Origin of the sequence: Bdellovibrio sp. HCB274 (assembly GCF_047306075.1) — a bacterium.
In the GTDB taxonomy this organism is placed as follows: domain Bacteria; phylum Bdellovibrionota; class Bdellovibrionia; order Bdellovibrionales; family Bdellovibrionaceae; genus Bdellovibrio.
The window spans coordinates 2156192-2174775 of sequence record NZ_CP178623.1; the positions used below are offsets into that span (position 1 = coordinate 2156192).

Annotated in this window: 17 protein-coding genes; 11 read left to right on the forward strand and 6 right to left on the reverse strand. The window is 48.5% G+C overall.

The window, feature by feature from the left end:
- Positions 1-7: 7 nt before the first annotated feature.
- Entirely contained in the window at positions 8-5608 is a 5601-nt protein-coding gene (locus ACLWNV_RS10545; RefSeq protein WP_413584373.1) for a beta strand repeat-containing protein, read from the reverse strand.
- Between the two features lie 220 nt (positions 5609-5828).
- Between ACLWNV_RS10545 and ACLWNV_RS10550 the strand changes: the two genes are divergently transcribed.
- The 7 genes from ACLWNV_RS10550 to ACLWNV_RS10580 all read left to right on the forward strand — a co-directional run bounded on the left by ACLWNV_RS10550 (position 5829) and on the right by ACLWNV_RS10580 (position 10694).
- A complete protein-coding gene (locus ACLWNV_RS10550; RefSeq protein WP_413584374.1) occupies positions 5829-6314 on the forward strand; it encodes a hypothetical protein in 486 nt (161 codons plus the stop codon).
- A gap of 79 nt (positions 6315-6393) precedes the next feature.
- A complete protein-coding gene (gene tatA, locus ACLWNV_RS10555; RefSeq protein ID WP_413584375.1) occupies positions 6394-6639 on the forward strand; it encodes a twin-arginine translocase TatA/TatE family subunit in 246 nt (81 codons plus the stop codon).
- A 19-nt stretch (positions 6640-6658) separates the two neighbouring features.
- Positions 6659-6904, forward strand: a complete 246-nt coding sequence (gene tatA / locus ACLWNV_RS10560) for a twin-arginine translocase TatA/TatE family subunit (RefSeq protein ID WP_413584376.1) — start codon at positions 6659-6661, stop codon at positions 6902-6904.
- Between the two features lie 67 nt (positions 6905-6971).
- Positions 6972-7856 carry a TIGR02147 family protein gene (locus tag ACLWNV_RS10565; protein WP_413584377.1) on the forward strand — a complete coding sequence of 295 codons (885 nt, stop codon included), beginning with the start codon at positions 6972-6974 and terminating at the stop codon, positions 7854-7856.
- Between the two features lie 2 nt (positions 7857-7858).
- Positions 7859-9652 (forward strand): hypothetical protein, encoded by a 1794-nt coding sequence (locus ACLWNV_RS10570; RefSeq protein WP_413584378.1) that lies wholly within the window; start codon positions 7859-7861, stop codon positions 9650-9652.
- A gap of 104 nt (positions 9653-9756) precedes the next feature.
- The gene (locus tag ACLWNV_RS10575; RefSeq protein ID WP_413584379.1) at positions 9757-10281 is read left to right on the forward strand and encodes a GNAT family N-acetyltransferase; all 525 of its coding nucleotides are present in this window, start codon (positions 9757-9759) and stop codon (positions 10279-10281) included.
- Positions 10282-10331: 50 nt separating this feature from the next.
- Positions 10332-10694: a hypothetical protein gene (locus ACLWNV_RS10580; RefSeq protein ID WP_413584380.1), complete on the forward strand. Its 363-nt coding sequence runs from the start codon at positions 10332-10334 to the stop codon at positions 10692-10694.
- A 23-nt stretch (positions 10695-10717) separates the two neighbouring features.
- Here the strand turns inward: ACLWNV_RS10580 and ACLWNV_RS10585 are convergent, their stop codons facing one another.
- The 3 genes from ACLWNV_RS10585 to greA form a co-directional block, all read right to left on the reverse strand.
- Complete coding sequence (locus tag ACLWNV_RS10585; protein ID WP_413584381.1) at positions 10718-11500, reverse strand: glycerophosphodiester phosphodiesterase; 783 nt, start codon at positions 11498-11500, stop codon at positions 10718-10720.
- Positions 11497-13464, reverse strand: a complete 1968-nt coding sequence (locus ACLWNV_RS10590) for a hypothetical protein (protein WP_413584382.1) — start codon at positions 13462-13464, stop codon at positions 11497-11499. Before ACLWNV_RS10590 ends, ACLWNV_RS10585 begins: the two co-directional genes overlap by 4 nt.
- A 77-nt stretch (positions 13465-13541) precedes the next feature.
- Positions 13542-14030, reverse strand: a complete 489-nt coding sequence (greA, locus tag ACLWNV_RS10595) for a transcription elongation factor GreA (protein ID WP_413584383.1) — start codon at positions 14028-14030, stop codon at positions 13542-13544.
- Between the two features lie 139 nt (positions 14031-14169).
- Between greA and ACLWNV_RS10600 the strand changes: the two genes are divergently transcribed.
- The gene (locus ACLWNV_RS10600) at positions 14170-14436 is read left to right on the forward strand and encodes a (2Fe-2S)-binding protein (protein ID WP_413584384.1); all 267 of its coding nucleotides are present in this window, start codon (positions 14170-14172) and stop codon (positions 14434-14436) included.
- Positions 14437-14438: 2 nt separating this feature from the next.
- Here the strand turns inward: ACLWNV_RS10600 and ACLWNV_RS10605 are convergent, their stop codons facing one another.
- A complete protein-coding gene (locus ACLWNV_RS10605; protein ID WP_413584385.1) occupies positions 14439-14879 on the reverse strand; it encodes a bacterioferritin-associated ferredoxin in 441 nt (146 codons plus the stop codon).
- A gap of 17 nt (positions 14880-14896) precedes the next feature.
- On the opposite strand from ACLWNV_RS10605, the gene ACLWNV_RS10610 reads away from it, so the two are divergent.
- From ACLWNV_RS10610 to ACLWNV_RS10620, 3 genes are all read left to right on the forward strand, one after another.
- Entirely contained in the window at positions 14897-15766 is an 870-nt protein-coding gene (locus tag ACLWNV_RS10610; RefSeq protein ID WP_413584386.1) for an ATP-grasp domain-containing protein, read from the forward strand.
- Positions 15741-16499, forward strand: coding sequence for a hydroxyacylglutathione hydrolase (gloB, locus tag ACLWNV_RS10615; protein ID WP_413584387.1), 759 nt, complete (start codon positions 15741-15743; stop codon positions 16497-16499). Before ACLWNV_RS10610 ends, gloB begins: the two co-directional genes overlap by 26 nt.
- 216 nt (positions 16500-16715) lie before the next feature.
- A complete protein-coding gene (locus tag ACLWNV_RS10620) occupies positions 16716-18089 on the forward strand; it encodes a putative glycoside hydrolase (protein WP_413584388.1) in 1374 nt (457 codons plus the stop codon).
- Positions 18090-18158: 69 nt separating this feature from the next.
- Here ACLWNV_RS10620 and ACLWNV_RS10625 read toward each other — a convergent pair whose 3' ends face one another.
- The gene (locus ACLWNV_RS10625; protein ID WP_413584389.1) at positions 18159-18560 is read right to left on the reverse strand and encodes a hypothetical protein; all 402 of its coding nucleotides are present in this window, start codon (positions 18558-18560) and stop codon (positions 18159-18161) included.
- Between the last annotated feature and the right edge of the window lie 24 nt (positions 18561-18584).

The following is an 18584-nucleotide window of genomic DNA, read 5'->3' on the forward strand; positions in this document are numbered from 1 at the left end:
CTTTTTTTTAATAATTCCTAAAGAACACCGGTACATTATTGATCAGTGCCACAGCACTGGAACAAGCCATGGTTAATGCACCATACGAAGCCCCCACATAATACGTTCCTGCATTTCGAAAACGCAGAGACGTAAAAGTATAAACTCGGGCTGACCCGGAGCCTGTGGTTCCTCCAGCATACACTGGATCAGGAGTCGCAAGCGTTGTACACCCAGCATCCGTGTAGAACTTAACTGTTGGCGTATTTATAAATGCCACCTGATTGCCACCGGAGTCTGTACCCCTGACAATTGCTTGGGGTGATCGCAAGTTAACATTGGTCACACCCGTTGCCGCAGGATTCACCTGAAATACCAATTTCGCCAGAGGGCCTGCCACGATATTGATCGTAAAGGAATCTGTCGCGAGTCCACTGGCTTTCGCACAGATACGCAAATTTGACGTAACTGTGTCGTAACTTAAATTTGGTACATCAAGCAGACCATTAGTAGCGGCAAAAGTACCCGCTCCCGATAATGTTCCAGAGGCAGCGGTCGAGCAACCCGCATTCGTAAAGGCTCCGATAGTAATCGATGCACTTGATGAAGAAATCAGATTCCCGTAAGCATCCTGAACTTCCAAACTTGGGGTCGGTGAAAACACCACTGTCGCCTGCACGTTTCCACTTGGACCATCCGTAAAGACTAACTGTGATGCGGCCGCAGGATTTACCACGACGGCGGAAGAACACCCACTTAGATTTGCACCTTCCAAAGTTTGCGAGGCTTTTAAATACAAAGTGCCCGCTTTGGTATAGTTGACTCCGCTATATGTGGTCACACCCAAACTTGCAGAACCACTTCCTGACAAAGTTCCCCCGGCAAGTGGCACAGTGCAGGCAGCGTCACTGAAAGCACTCAAATATGATTGCCCGGCAAGAATATCTGTATTGCCCCCAGCATCCTGAGCCGTCACAACCGGCTGTGTGGAAAAGTTAACACCGGCGGTTGCGGGTGACGAGGGTTGAGTTGTGAATACCAACTGAGTCGCTTTTTCTCCACCAACGATGACTTGGGACGAACACGCACTTGTTAGACCACCTGAGGTCGCCTTCATATAAATCACGCCAACAGAATCGTACTTCACGCCCGAGTAAAGTAATACTCCATTCACCGCAGTCACCGCTTGAGTCAGCGAACCACCCGCAGGAGTGGAACAAGCTGCATCGGTGAACGCTGTCAAAGTCACAGGACCAGTGAAGCTTGCCACGATATTATTGGAAGCATCCTGTGAAACGATAGAAGGTTGCGCTGGCAACACAGAATTCTTTCGCACCTGACTGGAAGGCTGAGTTAAGAACGTCAGCTTGGTCGCCGTCTGCGCATAAGTTGTAAACAGGATTTCGCCAACTGTGGAAATAGCTGCGCCGGTATTACCACCGGTTCCGCGTGCGACGGTACAATTGGACTCGGTCAAGATTTTTGATCCCGAATAGAAAACATAAATGTATCCACCGCCGCCGCCTCCGGCATTCGTGCCATTCCCGTTGGCTCCATTAGCGGTCACTGTCCCCGTTCCGTCGATCGTGCCTACAGTAAGCCATAAGCTTCCGCCCGCACCACCACCGCCACCGGTTGCAGCCCCTGCAGCACCGTTCGCAGACAGGGTTCCGTTGATAGTAAATGTGCCAGGAACCACAAAAGTTATGGCTCCTCCCCCTTTACCTCCGACACCACCATAAGCTGCGCTCGTAGAACCAGCAAAGCCCCACGTTGTTGGCTGATAAACTGAACCATACTTCGCACCACCGGTAGCGATTGCTCCCGTTAAAGAACTCGCTCCCCGACCGCCGTTACCGCCGCCGGCACCATAAGTTGCAGAACCCGTCGGAGCTCCGGCACCACTTGCACCAGCTGAATAACCCATACCATTGGCGTTGATCGTAGCCCCAGCACCAATATTGATAGAAGCTGCTGCAACTGTGTAACCTCTATTTAAGATTGCATCGCCACCCATCACCAATGATCCGGAAGAAGTCACATCAATCGTGCTCGCAACAAGTAGATGGCCAATTTGAGTGTACACCGTTCCACTGCCGCTCACGGAAACAGAGGCCGCGTTTAAATCTCCATTCACCGTTAACTTACAACCACCGCTCACTGAAATCGGACCGCCGCCACTGAGTTCACTACTGCTTAGAATAATAGTGTTCGCGGTGAAACAGGAAAGTCCTCCACCCGCACCTGCGAACAAAACAGTTCCCGCTGACGCGATAGGAGTTAGTCCCGCACTTCCAGTTCCCGGTGACGCCGTGGCAGCTCCGGTAAAACTGTTGGTCGTGTATTTCACGTAAATACGACCACCACCACCGGCACCACCATTTGTGGAGTTACCTCCGTTGGCTGCCAGGGTGCCTGCTCCGGTAATGGTACCAACATCAAGCCAGATACTGCCGCCAGCACCGCCACCATCACCATTGGCGACACCCGCTTGCCCGTTAGTGCTAAGAGCGCCGTTGATTGTGAAGGTACCAGAAATATTCAGCTTCAATGCGCCACCACCCCGTCCACCACCAGAAGTGTAATTGCCGCCTCCAGAACCTTTTTCTGTCGGATTCACGGCGGTTCCATAGGTCAATCCATAAGTGCTTTGTGAATAACCACCATTACCGCCGTAACCGCCGCCCATCTGTGCAACACCCCCACCGGGGCCAGCCGTTGCCGCATATCCCATTCCATCCAGGTTTAATGTTGCACCACTTGCGATGGTTACGTTGTTAAATGAATAGGTTCCTGCATCCAATGAAGAAGAAACTGGAATGAACAAATCATTCGTACTGCTTTTCACAACAAGGATTGTTCCGACAAGTCCTGTTGGAGTTCCGCCATTGCCATTGAATCCACCCGAATAAGAATTCGTGGAACTGTAGTTTAAATAAATGCGCCCGCCAGAGCCACCGCCCGAACTGGTATTCCCACCATTTCCACCGATAGCGCTGATTTGTCCCGCCCCTGCAAAAGAACCCGCGAACAACGAAATACTTCCGCCGGATCCACCGCCATCACCCGCATTCACACCATTCGTCGCATTCGCGGTGATCGTCCCATTGATTGTAAAAGCGCCTGTGGCCACCATGCGAATAGCACCACCACCTGTACCGCCCGCTTGATTATAAATTGTCCCGCCGGAACCGACAGTGATGGGATCTATGGGAGTGCCGTACGCAGGTCCTCCATCCGAACCATTGCCATGGCGCCCCCCGATGTTACCATGACCGGCTCCGCCCCAAGCAGAAGCCTTTCCAGGTCCTTCATTTTGTGGATACCCCAGTGCATCTGAATTCACGGAGCTGGTGGCATCAATGCTGATATTTGCTGCTTGAAGTGTGTAGCCGACGTACGTAACTGGAGTTACAAGAAACTTCATGACACTGTAGGTGCTTAAACTAAGATCACCCGTGGCGGTGATGTTTCCTTTGACAATTAAATTTGATTTTACTGAAGCGCTGACACCGGTCACCGAAATGGATCCTGCCTGTACATCTCCAGACAACGTCAGTGTGCACCCGTTGGAAATTGAAATATCCCCGGCGGTTGTTGGAAAGTCAGCTGCATCAATCGTCACTGAAATAGGATTCATACACGCGAGACCACCTGCAGATCCCACCATAAGCGCAGTTCCGCTGCCGGCTGCTGGTGATCCACCCGTTCCGCCGTTCACATTCAACGCTCCAGAAAAACTATTCGTGGTGTACTTAACATAAATACGGCCACCACCACCTCCGCCGCCGGAGCCAGCACCATTGCCACCGATGGCATTTAAAGATCCACTGCCGGTAATGGTTCCAACAGTTATCCAAAGACTGCCACCGGAACCTCCACCATCCCCACTGGATCTGCCATTAAACCCACCCGATGAGATCGTTCCGCTGAGTGACAGAGTGCCCGAGATGTTTAGCTTTAAAGCGCCGCCACCATGACCACCCATGCCCATATAGGAGCCACCACCAGAGCCTAATTCCGTTGGCTCCACGACGGTGCCATAAGTTTGTCCTAGTGCCCCGCTAGTGTAGTTACCACCGTACCCGCCGTAACCTGCGCCAACAGTACCGCCACCGCCACCGGTTCCAGTTTGAGGTCTTGAACCCAAACCATCCGCTGCCAACGTGGCACCTGAATTAATGGTTACATTCGTGAATGTGTACTCGCCAGTGGGCAAACTTGAATTTGAAATCACAAACAAACTATTGGTCGCAGAATTAATTATCAATGCAGAACCAATTCGGCCCACATTCCCGGTTGTTCCTCCGGCGGAACCAATAGTTCCACTAAAGGAATTCACGCCACTGAACGAAATGCTGATTCGACCTCCGCCGCCACTGCCGCTTCCAGCGCCGCTGCCATTTCCACCATTCGCGGTTACGCTCCCAGCACCCGCAAGATTTCCACTGCGCAGGTAAACGCTGCCACCAGAACCACCGCCGTCTCCGGATTGAAAGCCATTTGCACCGTTGGCAGAAATACTTCCATCGATTTGCAAGGTGCCCGTCGCAATCAAGTTAATGGCGCCACCACCATTGCCACCCTTACGCATGTAGTTCGCGCCACCGGAACCAACATCAACCGGCACCAATGCAGAACCGTACGTGTTAGGCGGAATACTTCCGCCTCCAGTACCACCGATGCCTCCGTAACTGGCACCAGTCTGAGAGTTTCCAGCCCCAGTGCCAGATTGCGCAGCAGCTCCCATTGAACTGACGTTCAAGGTTGCACCACTGGCAATCGTGATATTTCGGAACGTCATTTCTGTTGCAGTCACACTTGCCGTCGTGGGGATGAGTAAATCATTATTCACCGAATCCAAAACGACAAACGAGCCGGGTGTGCCGGCTTGAATCGTACTTGCACCTCCAGCCGCACTGTAAGTTCCGCTGTAAGAGTTCGACGTTGAATAAGATATGGAGGCTCGACCTCCACCCCCACCACCGCCGGCCCCATTTCCGTTACCTGCGCTGACTGAAACTGTGCCGTTGCCTGTGAATACCGAAGTGGTGATGTTTAAGGTCCCACCCGAACCACCCCCGTCACCCGCAGCAACTCCGTTTCCGCCTTTGGCAGACAGGTTCCCGTTCACTGTCAGGGTACCGGTCACATTCAGAGTGATGGAACCACCACCCTTACCCCCGGCATTTGCATACGAGCCACCGCCGGATCCCAAGCCACTGGGATTTAAAACAGTTCCATAAGGTGCCTGGCTATCCGAATAGGAGGGACCGTTGCCACCGAGCCCCCCATAAGACCCTCCTCCGCCAGAGTACCCGCGACCGGTACCTGCATTGGCAAGGTTTCCATTTGTATCTGCGTGAAGTGACCCAGTGATCGTGACGGTCGTGGCGTTGATAGTGACGCCGATATTGGACCCCGTATTACCCAAGGCTGATGCAGTTCCATTCACGATAAGAGTGTCGAAATTGTACGTTCCCGCAGCAAGCGTGACAGTCGTCCCAGTGATGGTTGTGATGCCGGTATAAGTGCCTGGCGACTGAGGGCCGGAAGACCAAGTCTGGTCGGCAAATGCGCTGACGCCAGAAAGAATAAGAATGATGAAGGCTGTTACGTTCCGAATCATTTCACTTCTCCCAGTGTACTCATTTATCGGAATAAACAGAGAGCAGTATCAGTCGATCAAACCATTTTCCGCTTACAAAAGTAGACGTTCCCCAAGTGACGATTTGGTGACCAACCCTGAAAAAAACACCTGCCTCGGGGTGCTCATCTTCCAGCTGGTGTTCACGGAAACAGGCACGAAACTTGGAGTAGGTTTTTCAAGATTTTCAATGGGAGACTTTATGAAAACCGTTATGTCTTTTGTTTTCACAATTCTATTTGCCAACAATACGTTCGCAGCAGCTTCAAACCAGGTTCCAGCTTCCGGCGAATTAATGTGTCGTTCAAAGGCGAAGGAAATCGCAGCATCCACTTATTCTGGTTGCATGAATGAATACAACACGGCCCAAGTTAACGCGATCCGCGAAGCCTATCAAAAAGACCTGGCTGCGGTGAAAGCCAAGTATGACAAGAAATTGAAGGCCCTTAAAAAAGGCGGCTCTGCAAATGTGAATGCGAATAACACTGCGAATACAGCACCGAAAGCCGCTCCAGCCGTGGCTAAACAGCTTCCAACGAAGGAAGTGACTCAAACTGAGGCAGCTCCAGTGATCGCTCCCACTTCTGACGAACCGGTTGTAGCTCTTAAGCCGGCTAACGACGTGCCGCTAGGGGTCGAAAGTGCCCTCGAGGACCAGAACGAAATTAGCGAGACTACAGCCCAATAGGCCCCAGTCTTGTATTGATTTTCCTCCCTGAGCGGTCTAAAACGTGTAGACTTAAATAAAGCTCTGGGAGGAGTTTTCAATGGGTGAGTTTAGCGTTACACATCTTCTATTACTTGGTTTGATCTTTTTGGTATTCTTCGGACCAAGCCGTCTTCCTCAATTGGGATCTTCCCTAGGCAAAGCCATCCGTGGTTTCAAGCAAGGTTTGAATGAAATTGATGTTGATCCAAAAGACATCAAGGACACGCACCAACAGGTGCAACACCAACAACAAAACCAGCAAGTTCATCAAACACAAAGCCAAAAAGAAACACACAACTCTTAATAGTTGTTAGGGGAATAAAATGGGTTCATTGAGTCTTACACACTTACTTTTAATCGCACTTATCTTCCTGATCTTTTTTGGACCAAGCAAATTGCCTCAATTGGGCCAGTCTTTGGGTCAAGCGATCCGTGGCTTCAAAAAAGGTTTGAACGAAATCGACGCTGACGTGAAGGAAGTAAATCCTAACCAGCAAGTGACTCACAACCAAAACCAGGGTCAGCAAGTTAACCAAACTCAAACTAACAAAGAGCCACACAACTCTTAATTGTTAGCCACAAGTTAACGTTTTCAAAAGCCTTCCAGGGATACCCGGAGGGCTTTTTTGTTTTTGTATGAAAAGCGAACCTGCGCGAACACTTCGTTCGCTTTCCGCTTGCCAGTCATTGGATGCTTCAACTAAGTTCCCTTTCATGAGAATTGACTATAGATCCATCCTCAATGAAATATTTGTCGAGCGTACGGCGGCCAACGCCTCGTACTCCCTGCGTTCCTATGCGCGGGATTTAAAAGTCTCCCCTTCAACGCTGTCTGAGGTTTTAAATGGCAAGAAAGGGCTTTCACCAAAGCTTGCAAGCTCGATTGCCCAAAACCTTAAACTTCCTGATTGGGAGAAAAACTATTTTTGCGATCTTGTGACGAAAGATCACGCAAAGAGCCCGCGTATTCGCTCGGAAGCAAAACGCCGCCTTGAAGAGCGCAAAAAAGAAAACCACGTGCACATCCTGAATCAACGCGCGCTTAAGGCCCTGACTTCCTGGGTGGACCTTGCAATTCTGGAGCTGACTTACATGCCGGACTTTGAAAGCAGTAACTCCTGGATCGCCAACAAGTTGCAAGTGCCGGTGACAGTGATCAGCTCCTCATTGACTCGTTTGATTGAAGCGGGACTGTTAGAGATCAATAAGGATACCGGGCGCTGGTCTGATGTTTCTCCGTTATTTAGTTCGACGGATGGAATCCCCAATGAGTCGATTCGTAACTTTCATAAAACCGTTTTAAATCTGGCTTTAAAGAAACTTGAAAGCCCGGATGTTAAATCCCGAACCGTTAAATCCGTAATTTTTTCTGTGTCTTCGGAAAACGTGCCCAAGGCTCAGCAAATTTTAAACGATGCGATCGCCCAACTGGTTTCGCTCGCTGACAATAGCGATCAACAGCGTGACGAAGTGCTTTGTTTTAGCGGTCAACTTTTTTCATTACTAAATAAAGGAAATTAAAAATGAAACTTTTAAAATCACTTGCTTTCATTTTACTGGGCTCGACCTCCACCGCTTATGGTAACGCCAAGGTTATTGGAAATGGTGGCAAAATTGTCGTCTGTACCGATTCTGCAAATCCTCAAAACATGAAGGTCGTGGATCTTTACGAGGCGCAACTTCTGCGCGGCTGGATACCGCAGGTTCCGGCTGGAGCCAAAGATCCTGTAACACTAGCAGGTCTGGTGATCGAACGAATTAAAAACGTAAATCCGACGCGCTACGAGCGCTATAAAGGTTTCCTTGCAACCTTTCTTGGTGAAACTCGTTTCATCAAAGGGCAGGAATTGATCGACATTCCGGATTCAGATCACCCTTCCTATCCTGAAAACTGTAAAGTTCAACAGGTGGCGACTCAACGAGTTCCACTAACCAGTCAGGATGCTCGTTATCTAATTAATAACGATCTTTGGGAGAAAATGGATCTGACAAATCAGGCTGCCCTGGTTTTGCATGAGATCATTTATCGCGAGCAGATTCTGGTTGGCATCAACACGTCGGCGACGACCCGTTTTATCAATTCAGCATTATGGGCTAATGTCACTGCAGGCATGAACCAGGCGGAGTATTTCAACCTTATGAAAGACTTTATCGCTGACGTCGATTTTGAGGATTTCAATTTCGCGATCTGCCGCCCAGGTTTTGTGGACGGTACTCTCCACCAGTGTGCCCGCCGGGAAATGCCAACCTTCGCTAGAAGCGGCAAGGAATGGTTCGTAAAAGGCTTTGTCCTGCCTTACTGGTCACCATTGGCTCAGGAGAAAAAACAGTATTTCAATCTGGTCGATCCAAAAACCAATACGAACACTCGCTTTATCGTCTTTGGCCCGTACAAGAAAACAGAAAATGGATTCACTATTCCTCACGCGGCCGATTGGTTGGAGCAAATTGGCGTCAATGAAATGAAGTACCAAGGGCATGAAATTAGATTTTTGACCAATCTTCTTCCTTCGAACAAAGAACTCTATCCTTGGTACCCCCGAAACAAAGAATGCTATGAATTGTGGGAATGCCAACCAGAGCGACTGGATTCTAAAATCGACGGAGACAGCAGACCTCCAATCCGCATCTGGTCGACACTTGCAATCACCCGAGACCTTCGCATTCTGAACTTCCATGTGGACTACATGCTGCCACCGATGGGTCATGCGATGAAAAATTGCAGAGGGCTTGTAAGCTTGCATGAAGATGGGACGATCTCCCGCTGTACGGGGGATGGCACTTACCAGGATAAAGATGTAAAACTGGTTTTCGAAAAAACGAACACAGGTTTTGATAAAATAGGTCGTATCGAGTATGCCCTGTGGATGACCAATGCTCAGGCTTTTGTTCAGAACAAGTGGATCCCGATCTCTTCTGTCGACTGGTATGGGCAGGGAAAATACTATTTCAACTCCTTCAGCACCAAAAAAACTATGCGCTTCAATGTTGATGGTCAGGACGTCGAGATTCCTGCTGCGCTTATAGTCCTGAATGAAAAAGGTGAAATCACCCGTTTCCAAAGTTCGAAAGATGACAAGCCCGTACAACTGAAATATGGCAACGTCGAAATCCCGACCAGATGGTGGTACATGTCCGGCACTGACGAAACGTTTGAACCATCACCTGCTGGCAGCCGTTTGATTCGCTTGGCAGTTGAAAAGGACTTAAAGGACAGTCACGGTAATGTTCGCACTTACCAGCCTCAATGGGAGGTTTATATCGACAAAAATGCCGTGGTTCTTGACTGCAAATACCAGGGTCGCAATTGCTTCTAACGGTTCCCAAAATTTAATCCCTCAAAAGCCTTCTGGGTAATATCAGAAGGCTTTTTTTTGAACTGCGTCTTTACTTTGGTTCTTACCTGGGCAGAAACTTAGGTGTGAGAATTTTAAAAAGAAACAACTATCATGAGTTCAATATCAGAAGAGCCCGCCTGGAAGATGCCGCAGGAATTCATGAAGCACACATGCAATCCATTCGCGAGGTTTGCTCTAAAGATCATTCACCTGAAGAAATTCAGGGTTGGGGCAACAGACCTTTTAATGAAGAGAATCGACATAATGCCATCAAGAATCACTGCCTCTGGGTTGTTGAGAGTGACGATAAGATTGAAGGTTACGGACACCTGCAAATTTACGAGCGCGATGGTGTCTCGCTGGCCCATGTGCACGGTCTTTATCTAACACCCAAGGCGCTTAGCAAAAACAACGGCAGGAAGTTGGTTTCGAAAATGATCGAGGAAGCCTCCAAAGCTGCCGTGGTCACAATTAAGCTTGAAGCAACTTTGACGGCTCATTCCTTTTACCAGAAAATGGGATTTGCTGACTCTGCTCCGATGAAGACAGTTGAAATCGGTGGATCCAAAGTGAGTTGCTATCCAATGACGATGGAGTTGAATCCATAGCGTCCGAAGCCCGCTCGCTATCTCATCCTGAGACATTTCAAAATACCTCCATGTGCATAGAACTTGAAACTGGCATTTTGAAAGTTTTCACAGGAGAAATAGAAATGTTTGATACGCTGATGTATGCTAAAAGGCTAGAGGCTGCGGGAATGTCCCGTGAACAGGCCGAAGCTCAAGTTAATATTATTGCGGAGATGGTTGTGGACGGCGTAGCAACAAAACAAGATCTAGCCCTCATGAAGGCAGAGATATCAAAGGAATTAACCGATGTCCGCGCTGAGATGGCGAAGGGACTCGCTGATGTACGCTCTGAGATCCACAACGAAAGCACTCGAAATCTTAAAATAATGGGTGCCATGATGGTCACGAGCACCACGTTTACAATCGCGGTACTTGATCTTCTTTTAAAATAACCTTAAACAATCGTGTAAGACTATTAATTAAGCGTGTCGGAGATGATGCTTTGGGCGCCATTTGCTAACAGCTCTTCCGCGCGGGCGGAGTCATTCACAGTCCAAAAGCTGACTGGTACTCCCCGTTTAATCCAACGGCGCAGCTCCTCGGTGCTCACGTAGCGATGATCCAGATGTAAAATGTTGGCGTGGATATAAGGTGCGAACAGCAGCAGTTTCAAATACCAGCGGTTGGCTGGATCCTTTTCTTTGGTCGCCAAAAGTGCGCGTGGAACTTGTGGCAATAGACGATGAAGCTCGCGCACGGCCAAGGGATTAAAGCTTGAAAACAAAATTCGTTGAAAGGAATCCGTTTCGCGCACTAGGCGCGCCACTTTTTCTTCCAGTCTGTGATCAGTGGCCTTGTTGGTTTTAAGTTCAATATTAAGAAAATCCGGAACGTTTGGATTTAGCAGTACTTCGCGTAGGGTTGGAATTGCAGCAACCTGTTCAAGCTCTGCAGCTGTGACATCTTCCACGCGACGAGAGTCACCGATGATGCGCTTCAGATCCTCGTCATGAAAGACCACGACGTGCCCATCCTTGGATAGACGCACGTCCATTTCGACCATTTTTAAACCGCGATCTTTTGCCGCCTTAAATGACGCCAGCGTATTTTCTCTAGCACCACCCTGCCAGTAACCACGATGTCCTTGCAGGCGTGGCGGTCTAACGGCATTTTTTGGCCAAGGCTCTGCCTTCCAGCACAGGTGCCGATAGAGCATGAAAGCGAATCCACCTATCAGCAATAGTGCGAGAAAAATCATTTCGTGGCCTTATCGCCGTCTGTGAAAGTTGGCAGATCACGACTGCCACCAATTTTGAATTTGCGAGTGGCTTTGCCGTCTTTGGTTTGCACGCTGCCCTTAAGGGTTCCAAACTCATCCCAGGAACCGGTTGTGGAAATTTTAGAGTCTTTCCCTACTTTGGCTTCTAGTCCTAACCACTGCAGACTTTGATTGTTTCTCCAGCGAACTTCGCCGTGCACATCCTTCATCGACAATAACTGATTCACCCACCAAGAATTTGGAGTGACCGGTTTTAAAACTTCCGCACCCGGCGACTCGTCCTCGACATCCAGGCTTTGCGCCTGGGCATGCATCAGGATTTCCCCTTGCTGAAGGTCGAACTTGGCCTTGGATTTTCCGAAGGTCATACCCTCCACATCCAAAGTGTTTAACTGAGCCGTGCCTCGCACATAGGAAACTTTGCCGTCAGTTGTGCGGGCTTCAACATTAAGACCCAGCACACCGATCTCCCCACCATTGGTCATCAGGGATTGAATCGATGGTGCCAAAGTCACTTCATCAATCGCAGAAGTAAACTGCACGTCTTTAAAATCCCGGTCAGCTTTGACTTTGATAGCACCGATGAAACTTCCACCGCGAGGTTCTGCACGATTCACATTGATGTTCCAGGTGTCGCCTTTTAGGGAAATCTCGCCGGCAATGCGATCCACGAATTGGTTTTCGCGGCGGCTTTTATTCGAGAAAATAAACTGCAACCCCTGATGCTCGCCCACCATGCGCACTTCTTTTTCAGAGACGAACTCGGCCTGCCCTGTGAAAGAACCCAGGTCACCAAAGATGCGCGCTTTTTGCGGACGATTAATAAACGCCAACAGCTTATCAATGCGCATATTTTTGATATCAATCAAAAGAGGCTTGTAGCGCAAAGGCTCAACCGAAGTAAAGTTCGCACTCTCCACACTCATTTCGCCCAGATCACCTTCCAGACGGAAATCTTTCACTTCAAACGGTGCTGATTTCAATTTTTCCGCTTCGCCACGCATGCGGGCTTTCGCTGACAACCAAACCTGCTTGCCGTTCAGTTTTTTGGAAACCAGATCGTATTTTTGCAGCACCTGCAAAACCTGACTTAGCGGGATGTGCTTCATATCGGTTTCGACATTCAGCATGTGATCCAATAAAGAATAGTGCGCAATGACGCTGTAGTGACCTTCGCGCCAGTTTCCGAAAAAATGCGCCTGCAGGGATTGCTCTGGCATCTCTTTGTATTCCAGAAACAGATTGGCATGGGACAAGTAATCCCCCACCGTTTCATCTTTCAGGAAATTCGTCTTTGCATGAACTTCAACAATGCGAGGCTCAAAGGATTTTACCTGGGCTCTGAAACTTAAAAGCTCCGAGGGATACTGCGGATACTGGGCCGAAATAATTTTGAAACTTGTGATGTTCAGATTGCTGATGTCGTTTCGGTATTTTTGCGCCTGCTCCAGAGGTGAAAGCGTGACCAGAGGAGCGGCTTCTTTGGGACGATGATTGTTTTCGTTGGCTTGTTGTTTTTCTTTTTCACAGGCCTCTACGGTCCCACGCAAAGTCAGCACGACGTTGTCAGCGTTGATGGTTTTTACCGGAGATTGCTTGGTCAGCAGTCCCCACAATGAAAGCGGCAAACGCATTTCATCAATTTCTAAAACTGGAGCCATCCAGCAGGCCTGATCCGATTCCATGCGCACCTGCTTAATGACCACCGCAAAGCGCGGCAGGATTCCATTGGCAAGACTTAGCTCGGCAGAGTCGAAAGAAACTTTGATATCTTTATGAATGTGGCTGGCGGCTTTTTCCAGTTGCGATTTGATTCGCGTCGGGGAAAGTAAAGAACTGGTGGTGTAGCCAATAAGAAAAGCCAGGATCAAACCCGTTAAGAGGATTTTCATTCCTGGCTGTTCAGAGATCAAATATTTATCAGAGCGACTGCGACGATCCATGACCTATCTTGAATCGAAAGATCATGCTCGCCAAGCAAAAAAGGACCTGTCCGCCAAAGCTTCAGCGACGGCGGAAACTACTTGTATTCGAAGTGAAGGATTTCGAATTCCTTGTCACCTTTAGGGCTTTGCACAGTTACAGTGTCGCCGACTTTTTTACCGATCAACGCACGCGCCAATGGAGAAAGCACAGAGATCATGCCTTTTTTAACGTCTGCTTCGTCAACGCCCACGATTTGGTAAGCCACTTCCTCTTCAGACTCAGTGTCTACAGCTTTTACGTGTGCACCGAATACAACACGGTCCGCTTTAATTGCGGAAACGTCGATCACTTCAGCACCCGCCAATTTGCCTTGGATTTCAGCAATACGGCCTTCAATCATGGATTGGCGCTCTTTAGCAGATTCGTATTCAGCATTTTCAGAGATATCCCCTTGAGCACGCGCCTCTTCGATAGCAGCGATGATAGTGGGTCTTTCCTCTAACAATAGCTTCTTAAGTTCTGCATCCAGCAAAGCTTTTCCGCGAACTGTCATTGGAAGTTTGTCGTTAATACCTGTAGACATGTCTATCTCCACCGTTAAAGGGACATTACTTTTACCGGACTTCGGCGAACTTATCAACCGCACCCCATCCTAGACTCGACGCGATGCATTTAGATAATGCATTGAGCCGCATATTGGTTAAGGCGTACCATAAGGTCATATGGGTCAAAAGAAGAAAGCCGAAATCATCTGCCGCTGCAACAATGTGTCCCGCGCGACCATTGAGAAGGCTATCACAGATGGGGCCAAGACCCTGAATGAAATCTTTGACACCACCACAGCCGGCGTTGGCCCTTGTGGAGGCTCCTGCCGACGCAAACTCGCCCCTCTTCTGGAGCATTACTTAAAAACCGGTCAATTCCCTGAAAAAATTCAGGAGGACTTATCCGGTAAAGTTGCTGCAAAGGAAGATGGCGAGAAAGAATAAATCTAAGAAGCTTTTTGCTGATTCAAACGATACTGAATCATTTTGTGAACTTCAGGACGACAAGTTCCGCACTGAGCACTCGCCGATGTCTGACGAGTCACGACCTCAGGAGTACGAGCTCCCGCAATAATAGCCTGATCAATAGTGTGCGCAGAAATGCCACGGCAATGACAGATTTCCGTGTCTGGAGCAGTTGCCTGCCACTCACCACGCAAACGCATAACCATCTCACGCAACAACAAGCTGCTGTGATCTTGCCCTTCTGGCACAGGCCACTTTGAAATATCCGCACCGAAATGTCGGCGCATTTTTTTAATCATATCCATAAATTCAGTACATCCCACATGAGAGACTTTCAAAACTCTGCCCGGTGCCGAAGGATTATCTCCTTCGGTATCCACTTCAATAAAATCACGTCCGTCGAGTTCGACTTTAATCTTCATATAAGCTACAATTCTAGATGAAGATCCCTCTTGCCCCAAGGCCAGTTATGTTAAATCTCAAAATACTACTGCTCAGTCGAAAATTTGAAATTTACAGCAGCCATCGCTTGGTCGAGGAAATCGTTTCCCGCGAGCATACTCCCGTTCTATGGGATCCCGAATGGCCGCTGGCGCGTTTAAAAATCCAGCCAGACATAATCATTCCCCGCATCAGCAGCTTTCAATTCCCGGAGGCTGTGGCAGTTTTAAAGGCCTTAGAGACGACAGGTGCAACCACCCTCAACCCGTCTCAATATTACTCAGTGGCTCGCAACAAGTGGCAGACTTATCAGGCGCTGCACGCAAATCAAATCGCAACTCCCGAAACTTTTCTGGTTTCTCGCAGCACGAAAAGGGAACTGCCACTTCCATTCATAGTAAAGCAATTGGAATCAAGTAAAGGCGACGGGGTTTTTCTGGCGAATTCTGATGAAGAGGTTTCTGAGATTTTTCAGAAAACTGGAGATCGCGAACTGATTGTTCAGGAGTTTTTTTCTGAAGCTTTCGGGACTGATGTACGCGCATTTGTTATTGGTGATCAGATTCATGCGGTGATGAAACGAACAGCCCGGCCCGGCGAATTTCGCAGCAATCTGGCTTTGGGCGGCACCGCTGAGGCCTGCGAGCTTCTACCTGGAGAATCAGAATTGATTTTAAAGACCACTCGGCTTTTGGGTCTGCAAGTCTCTGGTGTGGATCTATTGCGAACGCGTAAAGGCAGTCTGGTTTTAGAGGCAAACCCTTGTCCCGGCCTCGAGGGCATAGAAAAATATAGTAAGAAGAATCTTGCAAGCAGCATCATTCAATATGCGGAGGCACTCCATGGCCGGCACCAGACCTCGCGTTGAGCTGATTCCAATCTTTGAAGACAATTATGTCTTCTGCTTGATTGACCAGGACAATCAAGAGGTCCTTGTCGTGGATCCAGGCGAAGCTGCTAAAACCTCTCTGTTTTTAAAAGAAAATAACTTATCTCTTAAAGGCGTGCTTTTAACTCATCACCACAATGATCACATTGGTGGAGTGCGCGCGTTGATTAACGAACACCCTGCTCCCATTTTTGCTCCAAAGAAAAACATCACACAAATCGGCAGCGCTGACAGTTGGCTTTCCGAGGGTGAGAAAATTAAAATAGGTCCGTTTGAATTTGAAGTCCTGGAACTTCCCGGCCACACACTGGGGCATATCGCGTATTGGGAGCCAAAATTTAAATGGCTTTTTTCGGGCGATGTTTTGTTTGGTTTGGGGTGTGGGCGAATTTTTGAAGGAACTTACGAGCAGGCCTATCACAGTTTGCAGAGACTCAAAAAACTTCCTTCCGAAACATTGGTTTATTGCACGCACGAATATACGGAATCCAATTTGAACTTCTGCCGAATGCTTTCGAACCTCGACAACTCCCCTATCACTGGGGATAGCGAAGAGTTGGAACTTTATGCGAACCAATTGCTGACCCGCCGGGAAATGAATCTGCCCTCTGTTCCTTTGAAACTGGCAGTTGAGCTAAATGTAAATCCATTCCTACTGGCCAAATCCATTGCGCAGTTTTCTTATTTGCGCGAACTGCGAAACAAACAGTAACGAAAATCCGGAACACTTCGCTCTTGGGTGTTGAACTTTCAAACATCGCTGTGTCTATGATCTAGTCACCAGAAAATGCGACGATTTGAGACGTGAATTCACAGTTGTTTCCACGTATCTTCACCTAATTCGCACTTGGAACACATTCAGACAAAAGACTTATAAATCAGTCGCGACCTTCATTTGTGTGTCCGATAATAAGCTTAAGGGGAAAACATGAAATACTCTTTAGCACTTGTCGCTACATTGTTTGTGATGGGATGTTCGAAATCGAATTTCCCCATCGCGACTCCAGGTCAGTCTTCTGATAATTCCTCTGCGGAAGCGACACCAACGCCAAAGCCTACAGTCTCACCTTCGCCGACCGTGTCGCCTTCGCCTACTGTCTCACCGTCACCTACGGTGACGCCATCACCATCACCTACGGTGACGCCATCACCGACGCCTTCTCCAACGGTCAGCCCGTCACCGACGGTTACTCCTACGCCTTCTCCAACAGCGACTGCTTATCCGACGGTGCCTCCAAAGGCGCCGATTTTTCCCGTGGATAACTCAAGATACTTCGACGAGCGCGAAATCATCGTGCGCTCCTTCAGAAACTTTGAGCAACCATCTAACGTAGCTCGTGTTTTGGATCTGGTAAAAAACAGTGGCTTTAACACCATCTCGATTCAAATTAAGCAGGACGAAGATGACCCAGAGGAAACTCCATCAGGCAGCGTCTTTTATCCAAGCCAGATTGCCCCACGGCCTTCCCGCTATAATAACTGGGACGTCATTAAAGAACTTATCAATGGAGCCCGCCAACGCGGTCTGCGCGTGAAAGCGTGGATGCCTTTGTTCCATGATCAGCAAGCGGCCCTTGCACATCCGGAATGGGCGATGAAAGCAATGATAAACGGTCAGATCGTCAGCTACACGGGATCTAACCAAAGCAAGCCCGAATACTTTATCAATCCGCTAAACACAGATGTGCAGAACTATCAAATCTCAATTATCAAGGAGTTCATGTCGAAGTACTCGGTGGATTCCGTGGTTTTTGACTGGATCCGCTTTGATGACTATCACATGGATTTAAGTGACACGACTCGTGCTGCTTATAAAGCATACTCGGGAGTGGACCCTGCAACGCTCAATTTCAACAACTACAATTCAGCTTTGCAAAAGTGGAATGACTGGCGCACGACTCAACTGGCCCAATTCACAGCGCGCATCACAACTGAGATGCGTAAAATTCAACCTGGCATCGAAATCGGTGCCTATATCCTGCCACCAGAATTCCTGGAAGTGGGTCAGGATGCAGCGAAGCTTTCACCGTACTTGGATTTCTTAGCACCGATGGCCTATGCGGATGACTTCGGAAAACCAATGAGTTGGATCTATAATACAATCATTCCGCAAGTAGTGGCAAAAGCGAATGGCAAGAAAGTGGTGCCTACATTTGATCACGATTGGACTGAGGCCGAGTACCGGGATGTCTTTACGAACCTTGCCGCCAAGTTTCCGCAAATTCGCGCGGTTTCATTTTTCAAATATCAGTGGTGGGACCTGGAAGACGCAGTTTTTGACGACAAGGTCACTCGCAAGTAACAGGCTCAGAAATAAAAAAAGGCTTCTGTTTTTCAGAAGCCTTTTTCATTTGGACGGGGTCCGTATTTATTACTGCTCGATCACTTCACAAGCGAAGCTGCCAACAGTCGTTTTTTCACCCAAGCCCCAGTAGTAAAGCTGTGCAGAGTGGTCTTTTACGTTTACAGAAAGTTCGAACTCTGTGGAACCTTCAACAGAGAAAATGTACTCAACAGAGTTTGGAGTTGAATCGATATCCAGCCACAAAGCAGGACCCGTCAAATCACGAGTGTCCAGTTTCAGACTGCCCACTTGCAAAGACCATTGCTTCAAACCGTGGCGGAACAAAACTTGTGGATTGTTTTTAAGATCCACTTCAGCAGGGATTTCAGCATTTTTATTCAACTGAGTTACAGCGCAATCAAACACGCGCTCGTCAGCGAAAGAAACGGAGGAAATAAGAAGAGTTAATGCGATAACTGCAGATTTCATGTTTTATCCTTTGTTTTGATGGGG

Coding starts and splice junctions, on each gene's coding strand:
- tatA (WP_413584376.1), top strand. CDS start 6,659: ATGGGTTCATTGAGTCTTACACACTTACTTTTAATCGCACTTATCTTC.
- tatA (WP_413584375.1), top strand. CDS start 6,394: ATGGGTGAGTTTAGCGTTACACATCTTCTATTACTTGGTTTGATCTTT.
- gloB (WP_413584387.1), top strand. CDS start 15,741: ATGGCCGGCACCAGACCTCGCGTTGAGCTGATTCCAATCTTTGAAGAC.
- ACLWNV_RS10570 (WP_413584378.1), top strand. CDS start 7,859: ATGAAACTTTTAAAATCACTTGCTTTCATTTTACTGGGCTCGACCTCC.
- ACLWNV_RS10565 (WP_413584377.1), top strand. CDS start 6,972: ATGAAAAGCGAACCTGCGCGAACACTTCGTTCGCTTTCCGCTTGCCAG.
- ACLWNV_RS10545 (WP_413584373.1), bottom strand. CDS start 5,608: ATGATTCGGAACGTAACAGCCTTCATCATTCTTATTCTTTCTGGCGTC.
- ACLWNV_RS10580 (WP_413584380.1), top strand. CDS start 10,332: ATGTGCATAGAACTTGAAACTGGCATTTTGAAAGTTTTCACAGGAGAA.
- ACLWNV_RS10600 (WP_413584384.1), top strand. CDS start 14,170: ATGGGTCAAAAGAAGAAAGCCGAAATCATCTGCCGCTGCAACAATGTG.
- ACLWNV_RS10620 (WP_413584388.1), top strand. CDS start 16,716: ATGAAATACTCTTTAGCACTTGTCGCTACATTGTTTGTGATGGGATGT.
- ACLWNV_RS10590 (WP_413584382.1), bottom strand. CDS start 13,464: ATGGATCGTCGCAGTCGCTCTGATAAATATTTGATCTCTGAACAGCCA.
- ACLWNV_RS10610 (WP_413584386.1), top strand. CDS start 14,897: ATGAAGATCCCTCTTGCCCCAAGGCCAGTTATGTTAAATCTCAAAATA.
- ACLWNV_RS10550 (WP_413584374.1), top strand. CDS start 5,829: ATGAAAACCGTTATGTCTTTTGTTTTCACAATTCTATTTGCCAACAAT.
- ACLWNV_RS10605 (WP_413584385.1), bottom strand. CDS start 14,879: ATGAAGATTAAAGTCGAACTCGACGGACGTGATTTTATTGAAGTGGAT.
- greA (WP_413584383.1), bottom strand. CDS start 14,030: ATGTCTACAGGTATTAACGACAAACTTCCAATGACAGTTCGCGGAAAA.
- ACLWNV_RS10625 (WP_413584389.1), bottom strand. CDS start 18,560: ATGAAATCTGCAGTTATCGCATTAACTCTTCTTATTTCCTCCGTTTCT.
- ACLWNV_RS10585 (WP_413584381.1), bottom strand. CDS start 11,500: ATGATTTTTCTCGCACTATTGCTGATAGGTGGATTCGCTTTCATGCTC.